The organism is Brevibacillus humidisoli (assembly GCF_020923435.1).
Taxonomy (GTDB): Bacteria; Bacillota; Bacilli; order Brevibacillales; family Brevibacillaceae; genus Brevibacillus_E; species Brevibacillus_E humidisoli.
This window is the reverse complement of the sequence record NZ_CP087263.1, coordinates 4,767,738-4,789,133: the sequence shown is the minus strand read 5'-3', so window position 1 is coordinate 4,789,133 and position 21,396 is coordinate 4,767,738. Positions and strand designations below refer to the sequence as shown.

20 protein-coding genes and 1 pseudogene are annotated in these 21,396 nt (G+C 51.7%); 5 read left to right on the top strand and 16 right to left on the bottom strand.

All coding sequences use genetic code 11. The features are described 5' to 3' along the window. Nucleotides 1–190: 190 nt before the first annotated feature. Nucleotides 191–880: an aspartate/glutamate racemase family protein gene (locus tag LOK74_RS23350; RefSeq protein ID WP_230044391.1), complete on the bottom strand. Its 690-nt coding sequence runs from the start codon at nt 878–880 to the stop codon at nt 191–193. Nucleotides 881–1,391: 511 nt separating this feature from the next. Between LOK74_RS23350 and LOK74_RS23345 the strand changes: the two genes are divergently transcribed. Then, nucleotides 1,392–1,583, top strand: a complete 192-nt coding sequence (locus LOK74_RS23345) for a hypothetical protein (RefSeq protein ID WP_230044390.1) — start codon at nt 1,392–1,394, stop codon at nt 1,581–1,583. Nucleotides 1,584–1,661: 78 nt separating this feature from the next. Here the strand turns inward: LOK74_RS23345 and LOK74_RS24465 are convergent. From LOK74_RS24465 to LOK74_RS23335, 3 genes and pseudogenes are all read right to left on the bottom strand, one after another. Then, a pseudogene (locus LOK74_RS24465) lies at nt 1,662–2,031 on the bottom strand (transposase); the annotation flags it as partial. A gap of 370 nt (nt 2,032–2,401) precedes the next feature. Further along, nucleotides 2,402–2,947, bottom strand: a complete 546-nt coding sequence (locus tag LOK74_RS23340; RefSeq protein WP_230044389.1) for a DUF4367 domain-containing protein — start codon at nt 2,945–2,947, stop codon at nt 2,402–2,404. Nucleotides 2,948–2,967: 20 nt separating this feature from the next. Next, the gene (locus LOK74_RS23335) at nt 2,968–3,339 is read right to left on the bottom strand and encodes a hypothetical protein (RefSeq protein ID WP_230044388.1); all 372 of its coding nucleotides are present in this window, start codon (nt 3,337–3,339) and stop codon (nt 2,968–2,970) included. Nucleotides 3,340–3,998: 659 nt separating this feature from the next. Between LOK74_RS23335 and LOK74_RS24460 the strand changes: the two genes are divergently transcribed. Beyond that, nucleotides 3,999–4,271, top strand: coding sequence for a hypothetical protein (locus LOK74_RS24460; RefSeq protein ID WP_420908808.1), 273 nt, complete (start codon nt 3,999–4,001; stop codon nt 4,269–4,271). 130 nt (nt 4,272–4,401) lie between these two features. Here LOK74_RS24460 and LOK74_RS23330 read toward each other — a convergent pair whose 3' ends face one another. The 8 genes from LOK74_RS23330 to LOK74_RS23295 form a co-directional block, all read right to left on the bottom strand. Next, complete coding sequence (locus LOK74_RS23330) at nt 4,402–5,184, bottom strand: IucA/IucC family C-terminal-domain containing protein (protein ID WP_230044387.1); 783 nt, start codon at nt 5,182–5,184, stop codon at nt 4,402–4,404. A 203-nt stretch (nt 5,185–5,387) separates the two neighbouring features. Then, nucleotides 5,388–6,488, bottom strand: a complete 1,101-nt coding sequence (locus LOK74_RS23325; RefSeq protein ID WP_230044386.1) for a citrate synthase/methylcitrate synthase — start codon at nt 6,486–6,488, stop codon at nt 5,388–5,390. Nucleotides 6,489–6,615: 127 nt separating this feature from the next. Further along, nucleotides 6,616–7,515, bottom strand: coding sequence for a LysR family transcriptional regulator (locus tag LOK74_RS23320; protein WP_338148682.1), 900 nt, complete (start codon nt 7,513–7,515; stop codon nt 6,616–6,618). 147 nt (nt 7,516–7,662) lie between these two features. Next, nucleotides 7,663–8,748, bottom strand: coding sequence for an NAD(P)H-dependent flavin oxidoreductase (locus LOK74_RS23315; RefSeq protein WP_230044385.1), 1,086 nt, complete (start codon nt 8,746–8,748; stop codon nt 7,663–7,665). Nucleotides 8,749–9,195: 447 nt separating this feature from the next. Then, nucleotides 9,196–9,789 (bottom strand): ATP-dependent Clp endopeptidase proteolytic subunit ClpP, encoded by a 594-nt coding sequence (gene clpP, locus LOK74_RS23310; RefSeq protein WP_277613411.1) that lies wholly within the window; start codon nt 9,787–9,789, stop codon nt 9,196–9,198. A 51-nt stretch (nt 9,790–9,840) separates the two neighbouring features. Then, nucleotides 9,841–10,134 carry a hypothetical protein gene (locus LOK74_RS23305; protein WP_230044384.1) on the bottom strand — a complete coding sequence of 98 codons (294 nt, stop codon included), beginning with the start codon at nt 10,132–10,134 and terminating at the stop codon, nt 9,841–9,843. Next, nucleotides 10,131–10,730 carry a winged helix-turn-helix domain-containing protein gene (locus tag LOK74_RS23300; RefSeq protein ID WP_230044383.1) on the bottom strand — a complete coding sequence of 200 codons (600 nt, stop codon included), beginning with the start codon at nt 10,728–10,730 and terminating at the stop codon, nt 10,131–10,133. Before LOK74_RS23300 ends, LOK74_RS23305 begins: the two co-directional genes overlap by 4 nt. Before the next feature lie 266 nt (nt 10,731–10,996). Beyond that, nucleotides 10,997–12,601, bottom strand: a complete 1,605-nt coding sequence (locus tag LOK74_RS23295; protein WP_230044382.1) for a glycosyl hydrolase family 18 protein — start codon at nt 12,599–12,601, stop codon at nt 10,997–10,999. A gap of 317 nt (nt 12,602–12,918) precedes the next feature. On the opposite strand from LOK74_RS23295, the gene LOK74_RS23290 reads away from it, so the two are divergent. The 3 genes from LOK74_RS23290 to LOK74_RS23280 all read left to right on the top strand — a co-directional run bounded on the left by LOK74_RS23290 (nt 12,919) and on the right by LOK74_RS23280 (nt 17,185). Continuing rightward, complete coding sequence (locus LOK74_RS23290) at nt 12,919–14,826, top strand: methyl-accepting chemotaxis protein (RefSeq protein WP_230044381.1); 1,908 nt, start codon at nt 12,919–12,921, stop codon at nt 14,824–14,826. A gap of 542 nt (nt 14,827–15,368) precedes the next feature. Beyond that, complete coding sequence (locus LOK74_RS23285; RefSeq protein WP_230044380.1) at nt 15,369–16,142, top strand: SDR family NAD(P)-dependent oxidoreductase; 774 nt, start codon at nt 15,369–15,371, stop codon at nt 16,140–16,142. Between the two features lie 83 nt (nt 16,143–16,225). Beyond that, the gene (locus LOK74_RS23280) at nt 16,226–17,185 is read left to right on the top strand and encodes a bile acid:sodium symporter family protein (RefSeq protein ID WP_230044379.1); all 960 of its coding nucleotides are present in this window, start codon (nt 16,226–16,228) and stop codon (nt 17,183–17,185) included. Between the two features lie 38 nt (nt 17,186–17,223). Here LOK74_RS23280 and LOK74_RS23275 read toward each other — a convergent pair whose 3' ends face one another. The 4 genes from LOK74_RS23275 to LOK74_RS23260 are packed head-to-tail and all read right to left on the bottom strand — an operon-like array spanning nt 17,224 to nt 21,377. After that, nucleotides 17,224–17,427, bottom strand: a complete 204-nt coding sequence (locus LOK74_RS23275) for a CLC_0170 family protein (protein ID WP_230044378.1) — start codon at nt 17,425–17,427, stop codon at nt 17,224–17,226. Nucleotides 17,428–17,448: 21 nt separating this feature from the next. Next, nucleotides 17,449–18,678: a Ger(x)C family spore germination protein gene (locus tag LOK74_RS23270; RefSeq protein WP_230044377.1), complete on the bottom strand. Its 1,230-nt coding sequence runs from the start codon at nt 18,676–18,678 to the stop codon at nt 17,449–17,451. Beyond that, entirely contained in the window at nt 18,647–19,768 is a 1,122-nt protein-coding gene (locus tag LOK74_RS23265) for a GerAB/ArcD/ProY family transporter (RefSeq protein ID WP_230044376.1), read from the bottom strand. The genes LOK74_RS23270 and LOK74_RS23265 overlap by 32 nt, the downstream gene beginning before the upstream one ends. Continuing rightward, complete coding sequence (locus LOK74_RS23260) at nt 19,716–21,377, bottom strand: spore germination protein (RefSeq protein ID WP_230044375.1); 1,662 nt, start codon at nt 21,375–21,377, stop codon at nt 19,716–19,718. Before LOK74_RS23260 ends, LOK74_RS23265 begins: the two co-directional genes overlap by 53 nt. Between the last annotated feature and the right edge of the window lie 19 nt (nt 21,378–21,396).

Genomic DNA, 21,396 nt, shown 5'->3' with positions numbered 1-21,396 from the left:
AACCCGATCTTTCACCAGAGGAAAGATCGGGTAATGCAATAAAGCTATGGTCCGGAAGCCTTGGTCAGTAGGCGAAGAGTGTCTTTTCCTTTTCTCAAAGAGAGCGACTGCTGGACAAGAGACACTCTCGCGCCGCAGTTAACTCTCCACCCCTCTGCAAGAAAGATTGGTAGGTGCTGCTTGTAACAGATTACACCAACGCTTTCTGCAATGCGGCTTGAGCCAGCAGCAGAGACGAGTCCAACATAGGAAGCGGACTGTTTTCCGGATTCAGCAGCATCGGGATTTCGGTACATCCTAAAATAACGGCTTCTGCCCCTTCTTCCCGTAACTCCCGGCAAAGTTGCAGGTATGCCTCTCGTGATGTCTCTCGTATGATACCTTTAAACAGTTCATCCTCCAGTACCTGGTTGACCATGTCCTTTTGGCTATCGCTTGGCGTGAGACATTCCATCCCGTGCTGAGCCAATCGATCAGGATAAAAGCTGGCATTCATCGTCGCCTTCGTGCCAAGCAAAGCGATCTTTTTATATCCTCTCTCCTTCGCTTCTGCTGCCACTGCATCAGCGATGTGCAGAAGCGGCAAGGATACCTGTCTGGCAACATCATCGTACACGATATGGGGCATATTGGCAGAAATAAGGGCAAAATCGGCCCCTGCTCTCTCCAACGCATGAAGCGCCGCAGCGATATAAGCAGCGCATTCCTGCCAATTGCCTGCTTTTGCAGCCTGGTAGAAATCGTGGAATCGCACACTAAAGATAACCATTTCCGGGTATGCCGTATCTCCATGCTGTTCGATGTAGAGACGTGTCAACGACTGATAAAACAGCGCAGTTGATTCCGCACTGAGACCGCCAACAATGCCGATCCGTTTCATGGCTCTCCCCCTTTTTCTATGTATTATGATCATTGTAGCAGTTTGCCAAATATAGGGAAAGATCGTCCAAATCACTACTACGTTTTGGGGATATCCTTGTCGTCCACCCGGAAGGAGGACAATCGCCTGATGAAATACGACGGACCTGCCTTTTACGATCAGGATCGGGTTTTTGAGGCTTACTGGCAGTGTAGAGCGTGAAACAAACGCCAATGATACGCTGGAGCGACCGAACTTTTTTGAACTGCTAGCTGCTAGCTTCCCCCCAAGACCTGTGTATTCTCGATCTAGGTTGCGGGGATGCCTGGCGCTTCATTCCCCCGAAGAACTCGCTCCCTTGTTTGATCAGGTTTACGCCGCACTCGCCCCCGGCGGCCGGATAGGCTCTAAGGAAAATCTGCCACGAGCTATGAGCATTTCAAGAGTGTAAGAATCATCACCAAGGGTGAAACATTCGTCTGGATCATACGTATAATAAGTAAACCTGTTTTTTTAAGGAGGGAGTTATAGATTGCCTTTATGGTTATTTGCTTTAGTTATATTTGGTGGCTTACTCCTTTTTGGAATTGCTTACGATGTCCTTACTAAGCGAAAAAGATCTTCCGAGGAAATTCAAACATCTATAAAAAATGCAAGTCCTTCAGAACAAGTATATAAAGAAACATTTCTTGACAATACCAACGAAAGAATTCCACCACACTAGTGTGGTGCTGTCGCATAAGTGGATTTTCTACAGAGGGATAGCCACTTCTCCTCAAAAATCTGTTCATTAGGAGTAAAATCAGTCGGGTAAGGAGGCTATTCTCGCCGACTGATCTCTTTTTTTCTGGTCTATGGAAGCCTTTTTCATCAAATTGTGGGCAAGGGAAAGCCACCCGACCTCCAGGCTTACTTTGATAAGCCACAAAGCAGTAAACGACGAAACCCTCAATTATTCTTGACTTTCCCAAACACACTCTCCTGTTCAATTATTCGACGAAACGCTAGTTTTATATCCTTCGTCACTTACGGAATTTTTCCCGTACTTGCTGCTTAAAATGGAAGTAGGGTAGATTCATCCTTACTTCTTGATTACCTTTTGCTTTCGTACAGGATTGTTTGAGTGGGCAACCTACGCAACTCAGACTTTAGTAGTGGCGAAGTCGGATCTCACAGAAAAAACAAGGGCGGCTCGCTCCGTCAATATCTCCAAGTTTGTCAAACGTTTCGGATAGAGGTAAAGGTTCGGCAACGAACGCTCTTTACGCCGCTTTTGTTGCCATTGGCACACAAGCTCCGCCTCGTATCCTGAATGAAGCCTGGCAGTCAGAAATGGAGTGGCAGGTTTGTTCGTCAAAGCCCTGAATAGTTGTTTAGGGCTTTTCAACCGTGCATCGTGTCAAACTTGGGTCAAGGATAGCAAGTTTTTCTGACACACTATATTGTCCTTTAGGCATGAAAAAGCTCCCCTCAGAGTACAGGTTTTATTATTTGACCTGTCTTCTATAAGGGGAGCATATCACTTTTGGGACAGCCCCACAGTTACTTTATTGATTCAGCAAATTTTATTAGTTCTTCTTTTGCCAAATCACCTTTAGACAACACAAAATGACTCACTCCATCTTTGTGCCAATTTAGAGCAATTATACCCTCTTCTGGATATTCGAGTATTTCTCCTTTAACTCCATTCAGCTTAATTGCTTTTTTTCCTTCATCACCAATAGATATCTTACCGCTTTTAATGGTATGTTCAATCCAATTACCCGATTTAGTTTGATGCTTGTATCTCATCACCACTTCCTTTTGAGACGTGATATCTGGTTTAACACCGTTGGCAAATTCTTTAGGCGGTTCGTTATAGATAATACCATCCAGTTGATACCCTTCCGGGATCTCCTCAGGTGTAGATATCTTAATATTTGACATAAGCTTTTCCGCTTCATTCATTGAGACAGTTGCGGGTTGTGAAACAATGTGATTGTCTGCCATCTGTTTATGTTGCACTTTATTTGTGTCAGCATATAATAAACCTGAAGAGGCTAGCGTCATCGTTGCTAACAAGCCAACCATTGCAATACCTTTTTTCATTTTATGCACCTCTCTATAAATTAGGGTGTGTATGCAAATCTGTCATATCTGATGTTAGCTTGAGCTCCATCAATACCCTTTTCATCAGCGTAGACAACCATTTCGGTATACAAATCTTCAACGTCAGCAGTGTAGTTTATATCAAAAGATTGGTCTCTACTAATTGAGTCACTGTAGAAATATAGATAACGTTTTTCTGTTGTAGATCCTGCGGAATCCACAATTTTGTAGGTACCAAATTGAGCTCCAGATGGATCGGAATCCCCATCTCTTACACCAATCATTGTAAAGTATGCTTTTGTAGCTTCATCTCTATTGCCTTCAATCTCATTTTCATGAACATAAGAATATTGTAAATCTCCATCCGAGCTTTCGCCCTCTGCCCCCGCCACATAAGTAGTTTTCCGATCACTTAGGTCGAACTCTCCCTATACATCAGCAAAAACACTATTGGCAGCGAAAACTGTAATCACAAATGCAGCAGTTCCAATGATTTTTTTCACATTCGGACCTCTCTTTCAAAACAAATTTTCATTATTACCCTTGAAACCACGCAACACTGTTAATCTTTTTAACTAATAGGCCACCACCCCTCTTCTTACATTATTGGATATTAAATCCATTTATAATGATACCATCCAATCCCTTCGAGTCAATTTTTTGTAAATTTGAAAAGAGAAGTGTTCTCATCTTTCCTTTTTTACTTATAAAGCCCACCTAAAACAATACATACTCAATTCTTAATCCTTATTGCCATCAAATTAAGAATAAAAGAAATTTAATGCTATTTACTCGCAATCACTGTGGAGGATTTGACTGTGTGTCAGCACTCTCATTGGGCCATCTCATATTCGCCGAAATGGAATAGCCTTCGAATTATGCACTTTCATCAAATCTTTTTACACGGAGTTAAGACCAAGGATAACTTTGTGTAAAGGGGTTGTTTTTCTATGGTGCGTAAAAAGTATGACAAAGCCTTCAAGATAGCTTCTCGAGGAAGCCATTTTGCAAGTGTACAAAGAATTTCAAAGGCCGATATGGCAGTCCCCGGATAGCTTTAGAGTTCTGCAAACGCCGCTTATTTACCAGCAAAAACCGTGTCGCTCGCCTTATGCAACGGATGGGACTGGCTGTCGTTTCTTATCGAAAACAAAGTCGGATCGGACGAAAACCAAAAGGATCAGGAGTCATGGACAATTTGGTGAAACGTGCGTTTGAAGCAAAGACGAAAAACACGCTCTGGATTGGAGATATCACTTACCTTCCCCTTCAGCATGGATTTCTCTACCCCCCAACAAACCCTACATTCTTTCCAATTTCATGAGCGTATCCCTACATAATAGCTGTTTTTGTAAGAGCTTTTCCAATGTCTATTTTGAGAGACCAGTTGTCAATCCGTTTTTTCAATCGATGACTGTGTCGTGTGAAAATATCCTCAAAATCAGTTGCAAATTCTACAATGTCTGCAACCGCTCCACCCTCTCCTCCTCGGTCAGCCTGGGACACGTATAGCAGCAGCGGCCCACGCTGGGCAGCTTGTAGATAAAACAGCACTGTTTGCGAATCCGCACCTGGTTATCCGGTTCCGCAGGATGCTCAATGGTGCGGAAGCGTGTGGATAAAGGATTTTTGTCATATGGGCCAAACAGTTCGGCTGGAGCCTCTTGGGTTAGAAAACGGTAATCCATCCTCAGGCTTTGCTGCACCGGCTGGGACTCTGTTTGACTGATCCACAGCGGATACCAGTAGCCGATCACATAGGCTGTGTGAGCCCAAAAGGCGTGAATCGACAGCCCGGAGTACTCTGCTAGCGACCGGTAGAGCGGATCGACGTGACGGGAAAACAACTGACGGAGAAGATCTGCACGCCACTGTTCCCTGCCTTCTTGCGGACATACGGAGGCACCTGTCTCCTCTACCAGAAAGTAGGGCCATTTGTCTACACGAACCCGCAATCGCTCAGGTGACACATCAATCCCGTACTGATAACGGCTCATCGCGTACAAGGCCGCCATCGGCAAGGTGTACCATTTTGCAAACAGGGAAGCCGCCACATCTCTCGAGGGAGCCTCTATCAGATCCTTAAACCTATCCAAAATCTGATCTCGCTGATCGGCAGCAAACAGGTCACTCCCGGTCAACGTGTATGGACTGCGCACTTTCCCCTGTGAAGGATCAGAAAACTCCACGCGAAACTTCTGCTCGAAGAGATCATCTTCGATGAACGGCTGCGGCACGATGCGTTCCCTCCCTGTTAAACAAAGCGATGTTGATAATCATTATCATTATAACGGATAGACGAGCCTCCTGACAAGGAAAACACCCCTCTCGTACTGCCCTGTGTGGGGCAGCATGAAAAGGGGTGGAAATAATCGCGGGAAGAACCTGGTACGGCAAATACCAGACAACGGTTCACCCGGAAAATCGAATTCTACAGGTTCTATTCCGGCATGAGACCGGTGTAGTTGGACTCTGGTCGAATGATTCGATTGTTGGCGGCCTGCTCCAGTACATGTGCACACCAGCCGACGGTCCGGCTGACGGCAAAAGTAGGCGTAAACAATTCATCCGGCAGTCCGACTGCTCGCATCACGGCTGCCGCGTAAAACTCTACATTGGTATTGAGCTGGCGGCCCGGTTTGTACTCAGCCAGCAGTTTTACGCCCACCTGCTCCACGTGGGTAGCCAGTTCAAACCAGGGATCGTCCTTGGAGAGTTCGGAGGCCACCACACTGAGCGCGGTCGCCCGCGGATCTTTTGTCTTGTAGACACGATGTCCAAAACCCATCAGCCGCTCCCCGTTCTCAAGCGCTTGGCGCAGCCAGGGTTCGGCATTCTCTTTTGTCCCGATCGCCTCCATCATCTCCGTTACTTCAGACGGCGCTCCTCCGTGCAACGGCCCTTTTAGCGCGCCGATCGCTGCAGTAATCGCAGAGACCAGATCGGAGCGCGTCGAGGAGACGACGCGAGCGGCAAAAGTTGACGCATTCATGCCGTGCTCCTGTGTCAGGATCAGATAGGCGTCCAGACCCCGTACATGGGCCACAGTAGGCTCCTGCCCTTTGCACATGTAAAGGTAGTTTGCCGTGTGACCCAGATCAGGGCGCGGATCGATCGGCGCTCTCCCTTCCTGACGGGCGTATCGGTAGGCGACAATCGTCGGTATCTTGGCCGTGATGGAGATCACCTGTTCCAGTGTGGGCGGCCAACCATGCCCCTGTTCAGCTAGCAGCGAGACACCGGAACGGAGCGCACTCATCATGTCCACGTCGGCAGGAATCCCGTCCAGCGCTTTTTTCACATGCTCCGGCAGGGTACGATTCTCGGCCAGCTTGTTTTTTAGCTGCTGCAGCTCGGTTTCGTTCGGCAGGTGACCATACCAGAGGAGATGCGCCACTTCTTCAAACGTATGCTGAATCGCCAGGTCACGCGCCCAATGTCCCCGGTACACGAGATGTCCGTTCAGTCCATCCACCAGGCTGAGATCGCTTTCCGCTACCACAATCCCTTCCAGCCCAATGGCGATATGCTTGGTTCCCATCCACTTTCACTCCTTTTGTATCTGTTTCTGACACGTTCTTTCCTTCCTTTTAGTATACGTCTCTTTTTTTAAAAGGAGAAATAAAAGAAAAAACACCAATTGATTACAAAACATAATTAGCAAGCAATCAGGTGACCAGCGGCAGCGGCGGATACAAAGCGGCCAGTATCTCAATAAATCGCTGAGCTGCCTGGGAAGGATCTCTCCTCGGCACAACGAGATACGATGCTACCTGCGGCAATTGCAATCCCGGCGTGGCCAGTTCGATGAAACGATTCTCAAACAATTCCCGGCTAATCGCCGATCGAGGCAGAAAGGAGACTCCCACCCCCTCTTCGACGAAGCGCTTGGTGATGTCTACGCGGGACACCACCATCGTGCGAAAGGAGAGGTCTCGCTGCCGCAGGGAATACAGCAGCTCATCCCAGTACCCGGGATGGTTGTAAGTGATGAGCCTTCGTGAGGAGAGTTCCTGCTCCCAATCCGGCAGCGGCGCTTCCATGTCTCCTCCGTTTGGCGGGACGACAAAGACGATCGGATCATACTGGATCAGGTGGGTCGCCAATGGCAGATCTCCCGGCACGCTGCGGGTCAGGCCGATGTCCACCTGACCGCTGCTGACTAGCTGGCCGATCTCTTTGGAATCGGCGATCTGGATGGAGATGTCCACCTCCGGGTACGCCTTGGTGTAGCGACGAATCAGATGAGTCAGCGATGTATGAGCGATGATCGGGGAGACGGCCAATTGCAATGTTTCGACGTACCCCTGCTGCCAGGCTACAAGATCTTCCACCCCTTCATTCCACTGTTCCAGGATGCTCCTGGCATGCAGCAGGAATCGTTTGCCTGCCGATGTCAGTTTCACTCGCTTCCCTGTGCGGACAAACAGCTCTGTCCCTAACTCCCGCTCCAGCTGGCGGATATGCTGGGTCACTGTCGGCTGTGCGATGTACAAGGTTTCCGCTGTCTGGTGGAAGTTCTCGTACTGAGCGGCAACTACGAATGTCTGCAGTACTTTTAAGTCGATCGGGAACCTCTCCTTTCAACACAAGGCACACTTTCTTGTTAAAACGATGCTCCCTTGTCGGAGTCATGCTCCCTTGCCAGGGCCTCGCTCTCTTGCCGGAGTCATGCTCTTTTGGCTGAGCCTCGCTCTCTTTTCGAAAACTCCAACCTACCTCCAGCGCTTGACCACTTCTTCTGCCTGCGCCATGTACATCTCTACAATCTCGGCCGCCGATTGACCTGCTTCCTTCACCATGGCAACCCCCTGCCCGGCCCACAAGGACATATACTCTGCATCATTACGACGAGCGGCAGCGGCACGGATCTCACGTGTCAAACTGTTCTGCACCGGATACGGCAGAGCGGTGATTCCACTCTCTGCAAACCGGTGCATGATCCGGTTGGCAATTCCCCGCGCGGGACGACCGGAGAAGGCGCGTGTAATCTGCGGATCTGTTTCCTTGGCCGTAAGCAGCCGCTCCTTATAAGCGACGTGGGCTGTACTCTCCCGACAGGTCAAAAAACGGGTGCCGACCTGTATGGCATCTGCTCCCAGCGAAAGGGCGGCTGCCAAACCGCGGCCATCCATGATTCCGCCTGCCGCAACGATAGGTGTGTCCGGCAGCGCATCAACGAGCAGCGGCACGAGCGCCATCGTCCCGACGCTCTCTCCTGCTGGCTTTCCCTCTACCGAAAACGTGCCGCGATGCCCGCCAGCCTCGCCTCCCTGGGCAACGATCGCATCCACGCCTGCCGCATGCAAGGCTTTTGCTTCGTCCAGTGTCGTCGCCATGCCAATCAGTTTCATCCCGGCTGCTTTGGCCGCCGATCCGTACTTTCCAGGCAGAGCGAATGCAACACTGAACACCGGCACTTTTTCTTCAAGGATCACGGAAAAACATTCATCTACTTCATCCGTACTGCCCGGTATCTCTCCATCCCAGGGCGCCAACCCGAGTTCGGAGCGAATCCCGTTGAGCCAATCAACCAGTTCCGGCGTCACCGCATACGCCCCCGGCTCCTCGTACAATAGCAGATTGACGCTAAAAGGCTGCTTCGTCAGTTCCTTCACACGCCGAATCGACCGACGCAAATCATCCGGCTTGACGTAAGCGCCGGCCAAAGTACCGAGACCTCCTGCTTCCGATACGGCAGCCACCAGTTCGGAGGACACGATTCCCCCGGCCATGCCAGCCTGGATGATGGGCACCTGCAGGGAAAACCGCTCACAAAACCTCGTGTAAAAGCAATTCATCACCATTAACCCCCACCTCTTTTCTTTTATTGTAGGCTGCAGGAGTTACATTTTCCAACTCAGTCTGGCGCAGGGCCGACTACTAAGAGGGATTTGCTCATAAATAGAGAGGCCATGCCGTACAATGGCATGGCCTTAGGTGTGTAGACAAGCGCTTCCGTAGAGGCGGAGAGTAGCTCTTTTCCGGGAAGGAGCGACTTTTGCCAACCAGCCTAGCGGAGTCAGTCCGAAGCGGGGGCTTTCGGGCGCAACCCTGAGATGCTTCTTCGTAGCGGCGCTACTTTTGCGCCCGCCCGCTTCGGACTGGCGCAGCGGACAATCCCGCTTCCTAGCAGGTTGGCAACGGAGCGACTGGAGGAAAAGAGCTGCTCTCCCCCGCACCGGTCCCCTTTGCCTACAGACTGAGCGCCATGCCGTACAATGGCATGGCCTCTCTTGACCCCCCGCTTATCCCTGCTGCGGAGACTGCTCGATCACTTTGTCGATCAATCCGTATGTTTTGGCTTCCTCTGCTGTCATAAAGAAGTCGCGATCCATATCCCGCTCCACTTTTTCCTTCGGCTGACCACTTCTCTCGGCAATGATTCCTGCCAGCATGTCGCGGGTCTTTAAAATCCGTTCAGCCTGAATCTTGAGATCGGATGCCTGCCCCTGTGCCCCGCCCCACGGCTGGTGAATCATGATTTCCGAATTGGGCAGCGCGTATCGTTTTCCTTTTGCACCTGCTACCAAAAGAACCGCTCCCATTGATGCCGCCATACCAATACAGATCGTAGAGACATCCGGTTTGATAAACTGCATCGTATCGTAGATCGCCATCCCGGCCGTGGTAGAGCCGCCCGGTGAGTTGATATAGAGGTTAATATCTTTTTCAGGGTCTTCCGCAGTCAGGAACAGCAGTTGGGCCACTACCGAATTGGCCACATTGTCATCAATGGCAGAGCCGATAAAGATGATCCGATCTTTTAACAGACGGGAATAAATATCATACGAACGTTCGCCACGATTGGTCTGCTCGACAACTACCGGTACCAGATTCACTCTACTCCAACCTCCTCATACACCTGTTTTCAAAAATCACTACACTTGAGATCAGGCAGCACGACACCGTGGACTGGTAGAGGATGGCGTACGCACCACCCGGCCAAATCCAGACGAGACCATCGTCACCTTGACACTGGCTCCGTCCTCTCTTTTTACGACTGTCCACTCTGTCACCGTCTCTTCCAGCGTGCGACTGTCTTCCTGCCGACGCGGCTGCAGAGGGATCACCACTCCGTCAGCCGGTTTTCGCATCGATTCAGGATCAGCAGACACGTTGGATGTTCGCTCCCATACGATGGTCGGGGCAGGTTTGCGGCTGCTTTCTTCAGCAGGCTTCCTCATGATTGATCCGCTCCTTTTCTCGGTTCTGGGTAAACGGCGAGGACGACACTATAGGGCTCCGAATCCGCGCCGCTCGCTTGGTACTTCTCCGCTAATTGCTTAACCAGACTGACGTACTCCTCGACAAAGGCCTGCCGCGCATCGTGATCAGGCAGGTGCACCTTGGTGTGAAGCGTTGCACTTGGTACCTCTTCCTGCTGCTCCGAGCGTTCCAACAGCAATAAAGCGTCACGTTTGATCCGCTCAGAAGCAGCTACCAGATGCGAGAGAGCGCTCTGGTCTTTCAGCCGCTGCATCATCTCCGGAGCGAGACCGAGCGATTCCGACAACACAAATGTCCTAGCAATCGCCTGATACAGCACCTCCACCAGGTTTCTCACCTGTCGCGTCCCCACCCGTCGGGCCAGCCCTACCTTTTCCAGTGTCTTTAGATGATAGTTGATTCGCTGCGGTGTTTCGTTGAGACCACGCGCCAGTTCTGTAGCGGAAGCCGGTTCCGTCAGCCGGGACAACATCTCCGCTCGCAGCGGGTGCAGCAGAGTCATCGCCTGTTCTGCCGATTCTACAAAGTACGTTTCCGCGATTTGTTCCTTCACCAAAGACACCTCAATCATACATGTGATTTGTTACGTAAAAACATTTTATTACGTTAGGCAACCCATTGTCAATCCGTGGCAGATACCTGAAACCCACATTCGTTGGTAAACACCCCGGAATAATGAGGCAAATCAAAACACCTCATGTGCAGGGCGGTTTAGCCAGATGTTCTATTCTAGTGCGCAATCGAGATCACGACAACATCGTTCTCACACTCGCCAAACACGTGAGCGTCCAACGATTCTGGAAACGATCAGAAGGTTCACTACTGCTTCCCGATGACCTGCCAATCATCAGACGTAAAACTGCCCATGTGCCACAGGGCAACGCCCCGCAGACCGTGATACTTGGCCAGCCAAATCTTTTTCTCAATGCTCTGCTCATCTTCGTACCAGATCTGGTGCTCTCCCCGCTCATCCGCAAAGCTGATCTGCTGCAGGAAGTAGGGAACAGAGAAAACCATCTCGGTTTCTGACTGCTTCAGTCGTTCCTCCACTTTATCGATAGCCGGTTGATAGTATTGAACACCTTCTCCTGTGGTTACCCATTGATTGGCCTGCTTGGAGATACCCAGCAGCAGCTTTTCTTTCGGGATGACCCGGAGTGCTTCTGTCACCGTGTCGTTTACCAGCGGTAGCGGTGCAGAGGGGAGTCCGCTGGCCTGATCGGTATAATCGTAGGCCATCAGAACGACCGTGTCAGCCGCTTGCCCAATGGCTTGCAGATCGTAGCCCTGGTAGTAGATTGTTGGGGGAACAGCCACCGTCAGGCTTTTCTCCCCGATCGCTCCCTTCACCTGCTGCAGAAAGCTGGCGAAGGATGCCCTGCTGTCAGCCGTCTTTAATCCTTCAAAGTCGATGCAGACGCCCGTAAACCCGAAGCGTTCGTCGGCCAGCACCCCCGCCAAGGACTCGACAAATGAAGTGCGAGCCGGTTCATCCTGGAGAAACGAGACTAGATTGGGTTTGTTGGCAAAGACCATCAGCTCTTTTTGCACCTGGTGCTGTTCCGCTGTATTCACTACCTCCTGCCATCCTTCGGGAATCTTCCATGTGCCTTGATCGACCCTCAAGTTGGCCTGTCCGCTCCCGCTGTAGTCCAGCTCTGCCCATCCAAATGCCATCCTGTCCAGGTAACTGGTTTTGTCTAGATTGGCGTAGGAGGAAATCGCATAAAAACCAAGCAGTTCCGTTGGCGTCTGCTGTGCTTGCAGATCGGTTAAACGATGGAGGATTGCCGCCGCTTCTCGTCGCGACAGCGAATCTTGTGGGCGAAATGTACCCGAACGATCTCCCTGCATCACGGACTTGCTTGCCGTGTAGTACAGGTATGGGGCCAGCCCTTCGCTGATCTGGGCCTGATCTCCAAAGGCATGTGTCTGCTGCACAGCACGCCAGCCAGAGGCAAGCCACTGATTCTTCTGTTCGGCGGAGGTCTGGTTAAGCAAGTACATCCCGACCAATGCCGCCACTTCTTCCCGTGTGATGGCCACCTCCGGAGAGAGATGCTGCCCCTCCCCAAGCGATGCCAACAGTCCGTGGCGGGCAGCAGTCACAAAATAAGGGTAAGACCAACGAGTCGTATCTACGTCCGTCCAGTTCGGCGCAGACCCTCCCCCTGTCTCCGGCAGCTTGGTCGCTGCGACCAGCATCTTCACAAAAGCTTCTCGGGACACCTGTTGATCAGGCCGGAAGGTTTTGTCCGGATAGCCTGCCACATGTCCCAAGGCAGCTAATGTGTAGATGGAGTCTTTGGCCCAGTCCGTTTGGTTGACATCCGAAAACGGACGAAGGTCAACATCATAGGCAAACACCGGGACTGCACTGGTGAAGATAAGCAGTACGGCGCATAACAAAGCTCTTCTGTACATCGTTTCTCCTCCTGTGTCTCTATTGATAACGGCTGATAACGGCCACTATTATTAGACGCATGACGACCCTGATGGGTTTCAACAAAAAAACCATAACTTTTTTACTATGCACCTGTTCTGGTGTTTATTCCCACACTAAAATGGGAAAAGAAAAAAGAGATCAGGTTGGACCTGCCTTCAGCCACTTTTTCCGATTGGCTCTGGACATCCGGATGATCGGAGTAAGAACATTACATATAGGAATCCCGTCCTGCACATGGGTGACAGCAATGCATCAAACGAACGAACTTGTCTTGCAGTCAGAAAGGAGTAGACAGATGAAAAACAGATTACGTGCGGTACTCTCGCGGTTGAAATTGTCGAAACTGCCAAAGCTGAGGAAACCGTCAAAACTGCCTAGCTTTCCAAAACCGTTGAAACAGTTCTTTTCATCCCTGTTTGCCAGGAAAAAACCGAAGACAGACGACCAACAGCAGAACGGCAGCCGGCAGCCGAAAAAGCGAAACGGTAAGTTAATATACAAGCTATATACCTCATACGTACTCATTCTTGTCTTTATGTTAGCCGTAGGCGGGGTGGCGATCTATGCCCAGCAGCAAATCGCTGCTGCCACCCAAAGCTTGTATGAAGACCGTTTGCAGTCTGTGGCCGATCTGCTCACTCTCTCCACCGACTTCGAGAAACTAAACTCCATGATGGCCTCGGCCCTCCTATCCAAGTATGCAAAGGCGGAAGAGCAGGCTGATCTCATCTCGGAACTAAAGGCAAAAGTGAGTGATCAAATCGCCAAGCTAAAGGAAAACCAGGCCCGTTACGGGATTGACAGCGGTGATCTGGAGACCTTTTTGGTGATCTGGAATGGATATTCCTCTGATCTGGACGGGATTCTGGAATGGATCCGCAAAGGAGACCAGGCAGTCGGTTCCAGTGATGGAATGGGGTTGGCGATCAGCACCTTTAACACCAAACTGGCGGTAAAGATCGGCGTACTAACCGAGTACCTGCAAGAGACGGTCGCCTTAAACAACGAATTGGCCCGTTCCAGTTATACCGAGACCCATAACCTGCAGCAAAACATCTTCTACATTCAGATTGGGCTAGTCGCGCTGGCGATCCTTCTCTCGATCATCATCGGTCAAGCCATGGCCCGCTCCATCGTCAAACCATTGGGATTGGTCGTACACGCCGCTCAGGAAATCGCGCAGGGCAGGCTGCAGCAGCAGATACAGATCAACCGCAGAGATGAGTTGGGGATTCTTGGCGAAGCGTTCAACCAGATGTCCGATAATATTCGCGTATTGATCCGCCAGGTTCAGCAGTCCAGCGGAAAGGTAACCACATCGTCCAATGAGCTGATGTCCAGTGCGGAGCAAACCAAAACGGCTGTCAACCAGATTGCCACCATGATTGAAGAAGTGGCAAGCGGTGCGGAAGTACAAGTAAAAAGCGTGGAAGAAAGCAAACTGGGGATCAATGAGATGGTCCTGGGGATCCAGCGGATTACCGAAACAGCGCAGGTTGTATCGGAGTCATCGCAGGATACGGCCAAGGAAGCAGAACAAGGAAACGTCTCGATCCAGAAGGCGATCAACCAGATGAACACAATCGAAAGTTCCGTCGGAGAATCAGCCTCAGCCGTCAAAGTGTTGGCTGAACACTCCCGCAACATCGGCAAAATCGTCAACACGATTACCGACATTGCCTCCCAGACCAACCTGTTGGCCCTCAACGCCACGATTGAGGCGGCGCGGGCCGGTGAACACGGCAAAGGGTTTGCCGTCGTAGCCAATGAGGTGAGAAAACTGGCGGAACAAACAGCCGGATCAGCGCAACAAATCACCAAGATCATCGAAGAGATTCAGTCTGGAACCAACCGTGCCGTAGACACGATGGACAAAGGAACACAGGAAGTGCAGCTCGGCATCGAGATCGTCAACGAAGCCGGACAGGCTTTCGAAAAAATCCTCGTTGCTACTCAGCACGTGGCCGACCAGATTGCCGAAGTCTCTGCCGTCACCGAAGAAATCTCGGCTAGTTCCGAAGAAGTGGCAGCAACAGTGGATGAGTTGGCACGCATTGCCCAAGAGTCCTCCGACAATACGCAAAGCGTCGCCGCGACTACGCAGCAGCAGCTTGCGTTTATCGAGGAAATTTCCTCTTCCGTCAGCACGTTGAACCAGATGGCCAATGAGCTGGAAGATGTGATGAAACGATTTGAGCTGTAGGCATGTGAGGATAGGAAAAGGCTGGAGTACAAGTTTACTCCAGCCTTTCTGTGTCCCGATGACTAAAAAGGAAACAAGCCTTGTTTGGGTTGGTCTATCGATATAGGTACCTGTTGATATTTCAAAACTAACTCGCCCCATGTAATAAGCCAAAAAGTAAAGGATCGGAAAGAGAAATAAGAAAATCAGCAGGTATAGTACAATGCGTCTACTGTCTTTCATCAGCGTTATCTCCCTGAACGTGTTTTGAACGTCTCTTTTTTCACTGGCATTCGTTTTCCCTGTTACTTAGCGATTCGTGATATCGATTCCCTAGCTTCCATTATAATCTTTCTATTGGAAGTCATCACGTATGCCTTAATCGCATGCACCGCTTTCGCATTTCTAACCTGATCGCCCGATTCGGTCCGTCGACACCTAAACCAAATAGCCAATCAGTTGGAAAAGAAACCAACTGTGATACCATTTCTCAAAGTGGTTCTGGACGGATCGTCCCAAACGTCTCATACTGACAGAATAGAGAGTTGAAGGAGGGAGTCCACATGGAGGAAGCAAAACAGAAAACGGCTGTAGTGACCGGCGCTGCCCAGGGGGTGGGCTTTGCAATCGCAGAAGAGCTGGGAGCAGCCGGCTATCAGCTTGTCCTGCTCGACCGCCAAGCGCAACGGTTAGCCGAAGCCGCTGAACATTTGAAACAACGCGGATACCAAGTTCATACTCAGGAGATTGACCTGTCTGACACCGATGCCATCCATCCTACGGTGGACAAAATCGTGCAGACCGTGGGTCGACTCCATCTGCTCGTGAACAATGCCGGGATCAATCCGCTCAAGCCGATGGATCAGCTAACCAGCTCTGATTGGGATCTGGTGATGAATATCAACCTGAAGGCCGTCTTTTTTATGATGCAGGCGGTCGCACCACACCTCTGCGACGGGGGAGCGATCGTCAACATTGCCTCTGTTGCCGCCAACAGTCCGCGACCGCTGGCCGTCGCCTATGCCGCTTCCAAAGCCGGCGTCGTCAGTGTAACCAAAACGGCCTCCATCGTGCTGGCTCCGCGCCGGATCCGTGTCAATGCCGTCTGTCCCGGTGCCACGGAGACGGAGCTGCTGTCCCGCATGGCCGATCAGATGGCCGCTTCATCCGGTAATGGTTCCCAGGCTGCTCTCAAGCAGTTTACCGGTGACATACCGCTGGACAGACTGGGCTCTCCGACTGATGTGGCGCAGGCGGTCGCTTTTCTTGCCTCAGACGCTGCCGCCTATATCACCGGACAGACGTTGAACGTATGTGGAGGTTGGACGGTCAAGTAGAGTGCGATCACTGCAGCAGCCTGGCGAGTCCGCAGCCCGTATCGCCGCCTCTATGATCCAAGTTGAGAGGGAGATGTTGGAGTATGCTGGCACGAATCACGATGATTGCAACCAAACTGCTGCCGTTCTGGATTATCTGCGCTTCCATTCTGGCGTATCAACAACCGCATGTGTTTTCGTTCCTGCACAGTTGGACGGCTCCCTCGCTTGCTTTTATCTTGTTTACGATGGGGCTGACCCTCTCGCGAGAAAGCCTCCGCCGGGTGATCACTCGTCCTAAGGTGGCCCTGTTGGGCGTAGGCGGAAAGTGGACCGTCACGCTCGGTATCTCCGTCCTGCTGGCCGTGCTGTTTTTCCCTGACAATCCCGCTCTGTTGGCTGGAGTTGTACTGGCAGGGGCGGTTCCCAGCGGCACGACGGCCAACTTGTATACGTATATGGCTGGTGGGGCTCTGGCGCTCAGCATCACCATGTCGGCGATTGACACGCTGATCGGCCCATTTTTGACCCCGATCATTATGGAAAAGACAGTCGGCAGTGTCGTACCTGTCCAGTTCTTTCCGGTGTTTATGCAGATGGTTTATGTGGTTCTGCTGCCGATCGCACTTGGCCTGCTGGTGCAGTGGAAGTGGGAAAAGCATCTGACACAGGTGCGCCAGGTCATCCCGCTTTTGTCAACCGTTGCTGTATTGATCATCAACCTGGCTGTCGTCTCCGGGGCTCAGGCGATGCTGCAAACCTACCTTTCTCTCCTGCCGCTGCTGTTCCTGTGCGTCTTCCTGCAGGTGACGCTGCCGATGTTGTTTGGCTACCTGTTCGGCGCAGGTCTGCGGGCGGAAGAAGCTGAGCGGCGGGCCCTATCCTATGAGTTCGGCATTTGCAATACGGCCTTGGCAGCCCTGCTGGCGATGCATCATATCAGTCCGATCGCCGCGGTGCCTGCGGTAGCCAATATGATCACCAATACATCCGTCGGAGCGCTGATTGCTGTCACGTGGGAGCCGTTGTTCGGTCGACTCCGGTCCAAGCGGCAGTACAGCTAGTGTCTTGACTGACAGTATGTGTTTACTACTGTCTCGCTCTACTGGAAAAACCGCTGAAACAGCCAGTTGGCAGCGCTGCTGGCAACAGCTAGCCAAATGTTTAGCCAGCCCGCCAGTCGGGCTGCTTTTCTTTCCCTGTTCATGTTGGCCATCTGGTACAGCTTCTGGTCATACCGCAGCAGCAGCCACCCCGTGAGCAGAAACAGAAACACAGCATAGTAGACAAAGCCAATGTTGGGCATCGCTCATCCCTCCCTGCATCCTTAGCGGCCCTTCATTCCGATCCGACGAATGTGAACCATGACCTTAACATCAACAGGGACATCTTTATACATCTGCCTCCATTTCTCCGTTGTACCAATGTGCCGGTTCCAATAGCCGGGCAGCTTGGCCCTTACGTACTCACCAAACCCAAAGATATCCGATCCTTTTTGTTTTGTTTTTTTGATCAGTTTCTCAATCGTTAGTTTTGCTCCCTGAGCCGCTTCCCTCTCGATCTTGCGCAGCAGCTCCGGCTTGTTGAGCGAGAATCGGGTACTCGTCTTTTCATCCACTTCCAGTTCGTAATGAACCTTAACCGCAAAATGGGGTTGTCCGCCCTTCAGATTAACATTAACCTTCGTGTGGCGCCTCGTTGCCCGTAGCAGTACCGACCCCTCTTTACCCGGAACAGGGGTAAATCCGCCATACCCACCCTGTTCAAATCCTTTCACCGCCATAAAAAAGCCGATCTCCATCGGCTCTGCTACTCCGACCATCTGATCTCCCCGGAAGTAGGCAAGTCCTGCGATCAAAATGTTGTCCTTTTTTAACACCTTGATGTAAGGCAGATACGGATCCATTCCCTTGCTGGACAGCGCAGTCCAAAAAATCCCCAAAAAGTCGTTGGGGAACTTGCCTAGTCCTACTGCCTGATTCATCGTCGCAGTCAGATAGAGGGTGGGCACTCGTTCCAACTCCGGCGAAGCTTCCATTGCGGCGGCGGCTCTTCCATTGGCAACCAACATCCATGCCGTTCGCCGTACTTCCGGATTACGGCGTAAATAGTCGTTCAACTCCCTGATTCCTTTTCTGGCCAGCTCTTCACTGATGATAATCACCCGCAGATGCCCTAAAAAGAGCCGATCGGCCAACTGCTGCTGCAGATTCATCATGGCATCGTCAATGGTGTGGCCGACAACACTTAGTACCCAGACCGGCTTTTGCTGTGGCGCGCCACCCCCGGCTTCCGGTCCGAGTGGTATGCGGCCCGGTACCGCGATCTGAGCCGTCAGTTGCAGCATTCGCCTTTCGGGTTCCGGAAATCCGCCATTAAAGTGAGAGACGCTTGGCTCCCTTTTCTCCGCTCGTTCGTCAATCAGGTCGATCGCTACGCCAAGCACATTGGCCCGCTCTTCAATCTCCTGGCGATCCCAACAACCACTCAACAAGGTGGTGATCAGACAGCAGAGGATCAGCAGATTACGAAATGTTGCCGGCTTTATTGGCCGCACTCCGGTCCCCCCTTTTCCCGCGGACGACTGCCATGAGCAGCAATAGTGCGGGATAGACAATGGTGATATAGAGACCGAATCGGCCGACCGTGCCGATCAATTGGTACAGCTGCAGGGTATTTTGCGGCAGCAGCGCAATGATGAAGATAAACGGCAAAAGGAACAGAGAGAACAGTTTGTGATCGCGCAGGCGAAACAATTCACTCATCGCGTGAACGGTAAGCTGGTAGCTGGAATAAAGCGTGGTAAATACGGCCGTTACCCAGACAAACAGAAAGACGATATCCAGCCGCTCCAGCACATTGGCCGGCAACGAGGTAGTCCTGGCCAGTTCCAGTGTCGGCCAGAGCAGTTCTTTTATTTCTTCGGGGCCGAACACGGCTACCGTGGCGATCACTGTCACCAGATACAGACCGCCGGCAATCATGATCCCCCAGATACTGGCCTTCATTGCTTTTCGAGGCTCTATCATGGACGGTATCACAATGGACATGATAAAAGCTCCCTGAAACAACGCCGCTACGGTGGCCACACCGGTCAACATGCCACTAGGTTCATTGCCCCAGAGCGGCTGCAGATAGAGCAGGTTGGCGTTTTTGAGGGAGAGAGCCACGATGACCAATGCCGGAGCCAGCAAAAACGGCAAGTAGAAGAGGTGGATGCTGGCAAATGTCCCCATATCGTTTCGGGTAGGCAGCCCAGCCAACAGCAGCATCACGATGACAGTCACTTCTAACGGCGTTTGCCTGAGCACCGCCGTTACGACTACCGCCCCAAACTCTCGTGCCGTTAAGGCAGTCAGCAGCATAAAGAAAATAATGATCATCACACTGCCCAAACGGGCTGGCCACCGTCCTACGATCCGCTCGCTATACCGGATAATCGATTGGTTCGGGAAGCGCATGCCTAGTATGGTGATGATCCACAGGCCTGCAAAGGCCAGGCAGACTCCCAGCAAGGTAACCAACGGTGCTCCCGTGTCTGCCGCCCGCACAGCAATCAAGGGCAGGGCCAACACGCCAACCCCGATGATCGTGCTAGTCAGAATCGCGATTGCTTGCATCAGCGTGATCCGGCGTGGATATTCCATCCGTGTCATCCCACCTTTGATTGCCGGTTTTGACCGGCTCTAAGGTATTGCCTGGCGGCTGCCGCAGTTTGAACGCCAGGCCGCCAAGCCGCTTTTGATTGGAGGATTGAAGGTGCTGCGGCCGTTTGGTCATCGTCCAAAAGGGGGCGCGAAAGACTGTATCTTTCATTCCCTGCCAATTGCCGGGAGCAATTGGGGTCATGTACGGAACTCCGTATGAGCGCAAGGAAAGCATGTGGTTGCCAATGATGATCAGCCCTACCATCAGTCCGTACAGCCCGAAGATCCCGGACAGCAATACCAGCGGAAAGCGTAGCAGCCGCAGCGCCAGAGCAACATTGTAGGCAGGTGTGGCAAACGAACCGATCGTCGTCAAGGCGATCACAACCACCGTAATCGGGCTGGCAAATCCAGCCGATACCGCCGCCTGTCCGACGACCAGCACACCGACAATCGACAAGGCCCCGCCTACCTGCTGCGGCAAGCGAACGGTTGCTTCTCGCAGTACCTCCATCGATACTTCCATGATCAGCACTTCCATTACAGCAGGAAAAGGCACGCCCGCTCTCCCTCCTGCGACCGCCACTGCAAACTCCGTCGGGATCAATTCCGGGTTAAACGAGATGACCGACACATAAAGGGAAGGAAAAATCAGCGAAAACACCAGGGCAACTACACGTGCTATGCGGACAAAACTGGAGAGAATAAACCGTTCCGAATAATCCTCGGTGGTTTGGTAGAATTGACTAAACACAACCGGAACAATCAAGGCAAACGGTGAACCATCCGCCAGAATGGCTACCCGCCCCTCCAATAGGTTGGCCACCACTTTATCTGGCCGCTCGGAATTCTGCACCTGCGGAAACGGAGAGAAGTGATTCTCTTCGATAAACTGCTCCAAATAACCCGTATCGAGGATCCCGTCAATCTGAATCGCCTGCAGGCGATCAAACACCTCATCGACCAGTTCGGGATTGGCCACGCCTTCTATAAAGCAGACGGCTACCTTTGACTTGGTCAGCCGTCCGATCTCCATCATCTTGACGCGAAAGTCGGCCGTCGGCAGCCGGTAACGCAGCAGGGAGATGTTGGTCCCTAACTGCTCAATAAACCCCTCCCGTGGTCCACGTACGGTCTGTTCCGTTTCCGGTTGGTTGATAGAGCGCTTTTCCACATGACGGGAGCCGATACTGGCCGCTTCTGTCAAACCATCGACCAGCAGTACCTTACGTCCTCGCAGGATTGAGTCTACCAAGGAAACAAGCTGCCGCTGCCAGTCGATGACACTATGGTACAGGGCGTCACAAGTGATCACGTCCTGCAGGCGGCTTAGTTCCTGGGTCGGCTGATCGAGATGAGCATAGGGAATCATCAGCGGTTTCAGGATGTCCCTGCTAATCACCTCTTCATCCTTTAGATTGCTGATATAGAGCAAAGCAGCATCGTAACGATGGAACAAGCGAAATCGGCGAATCACAAAATCGTCGTTTTCTCCCAACATATCAAGGATAAAGCGAATCGATTCCTTTAGACTGCCGTAGACGGCTTGATCTCGATGTTCTAGCAGTTTCTGTTCGGTCGTTTGGGGATGGGAGTGTCGGACGCTCATCGTACCACCTCTGCTAACG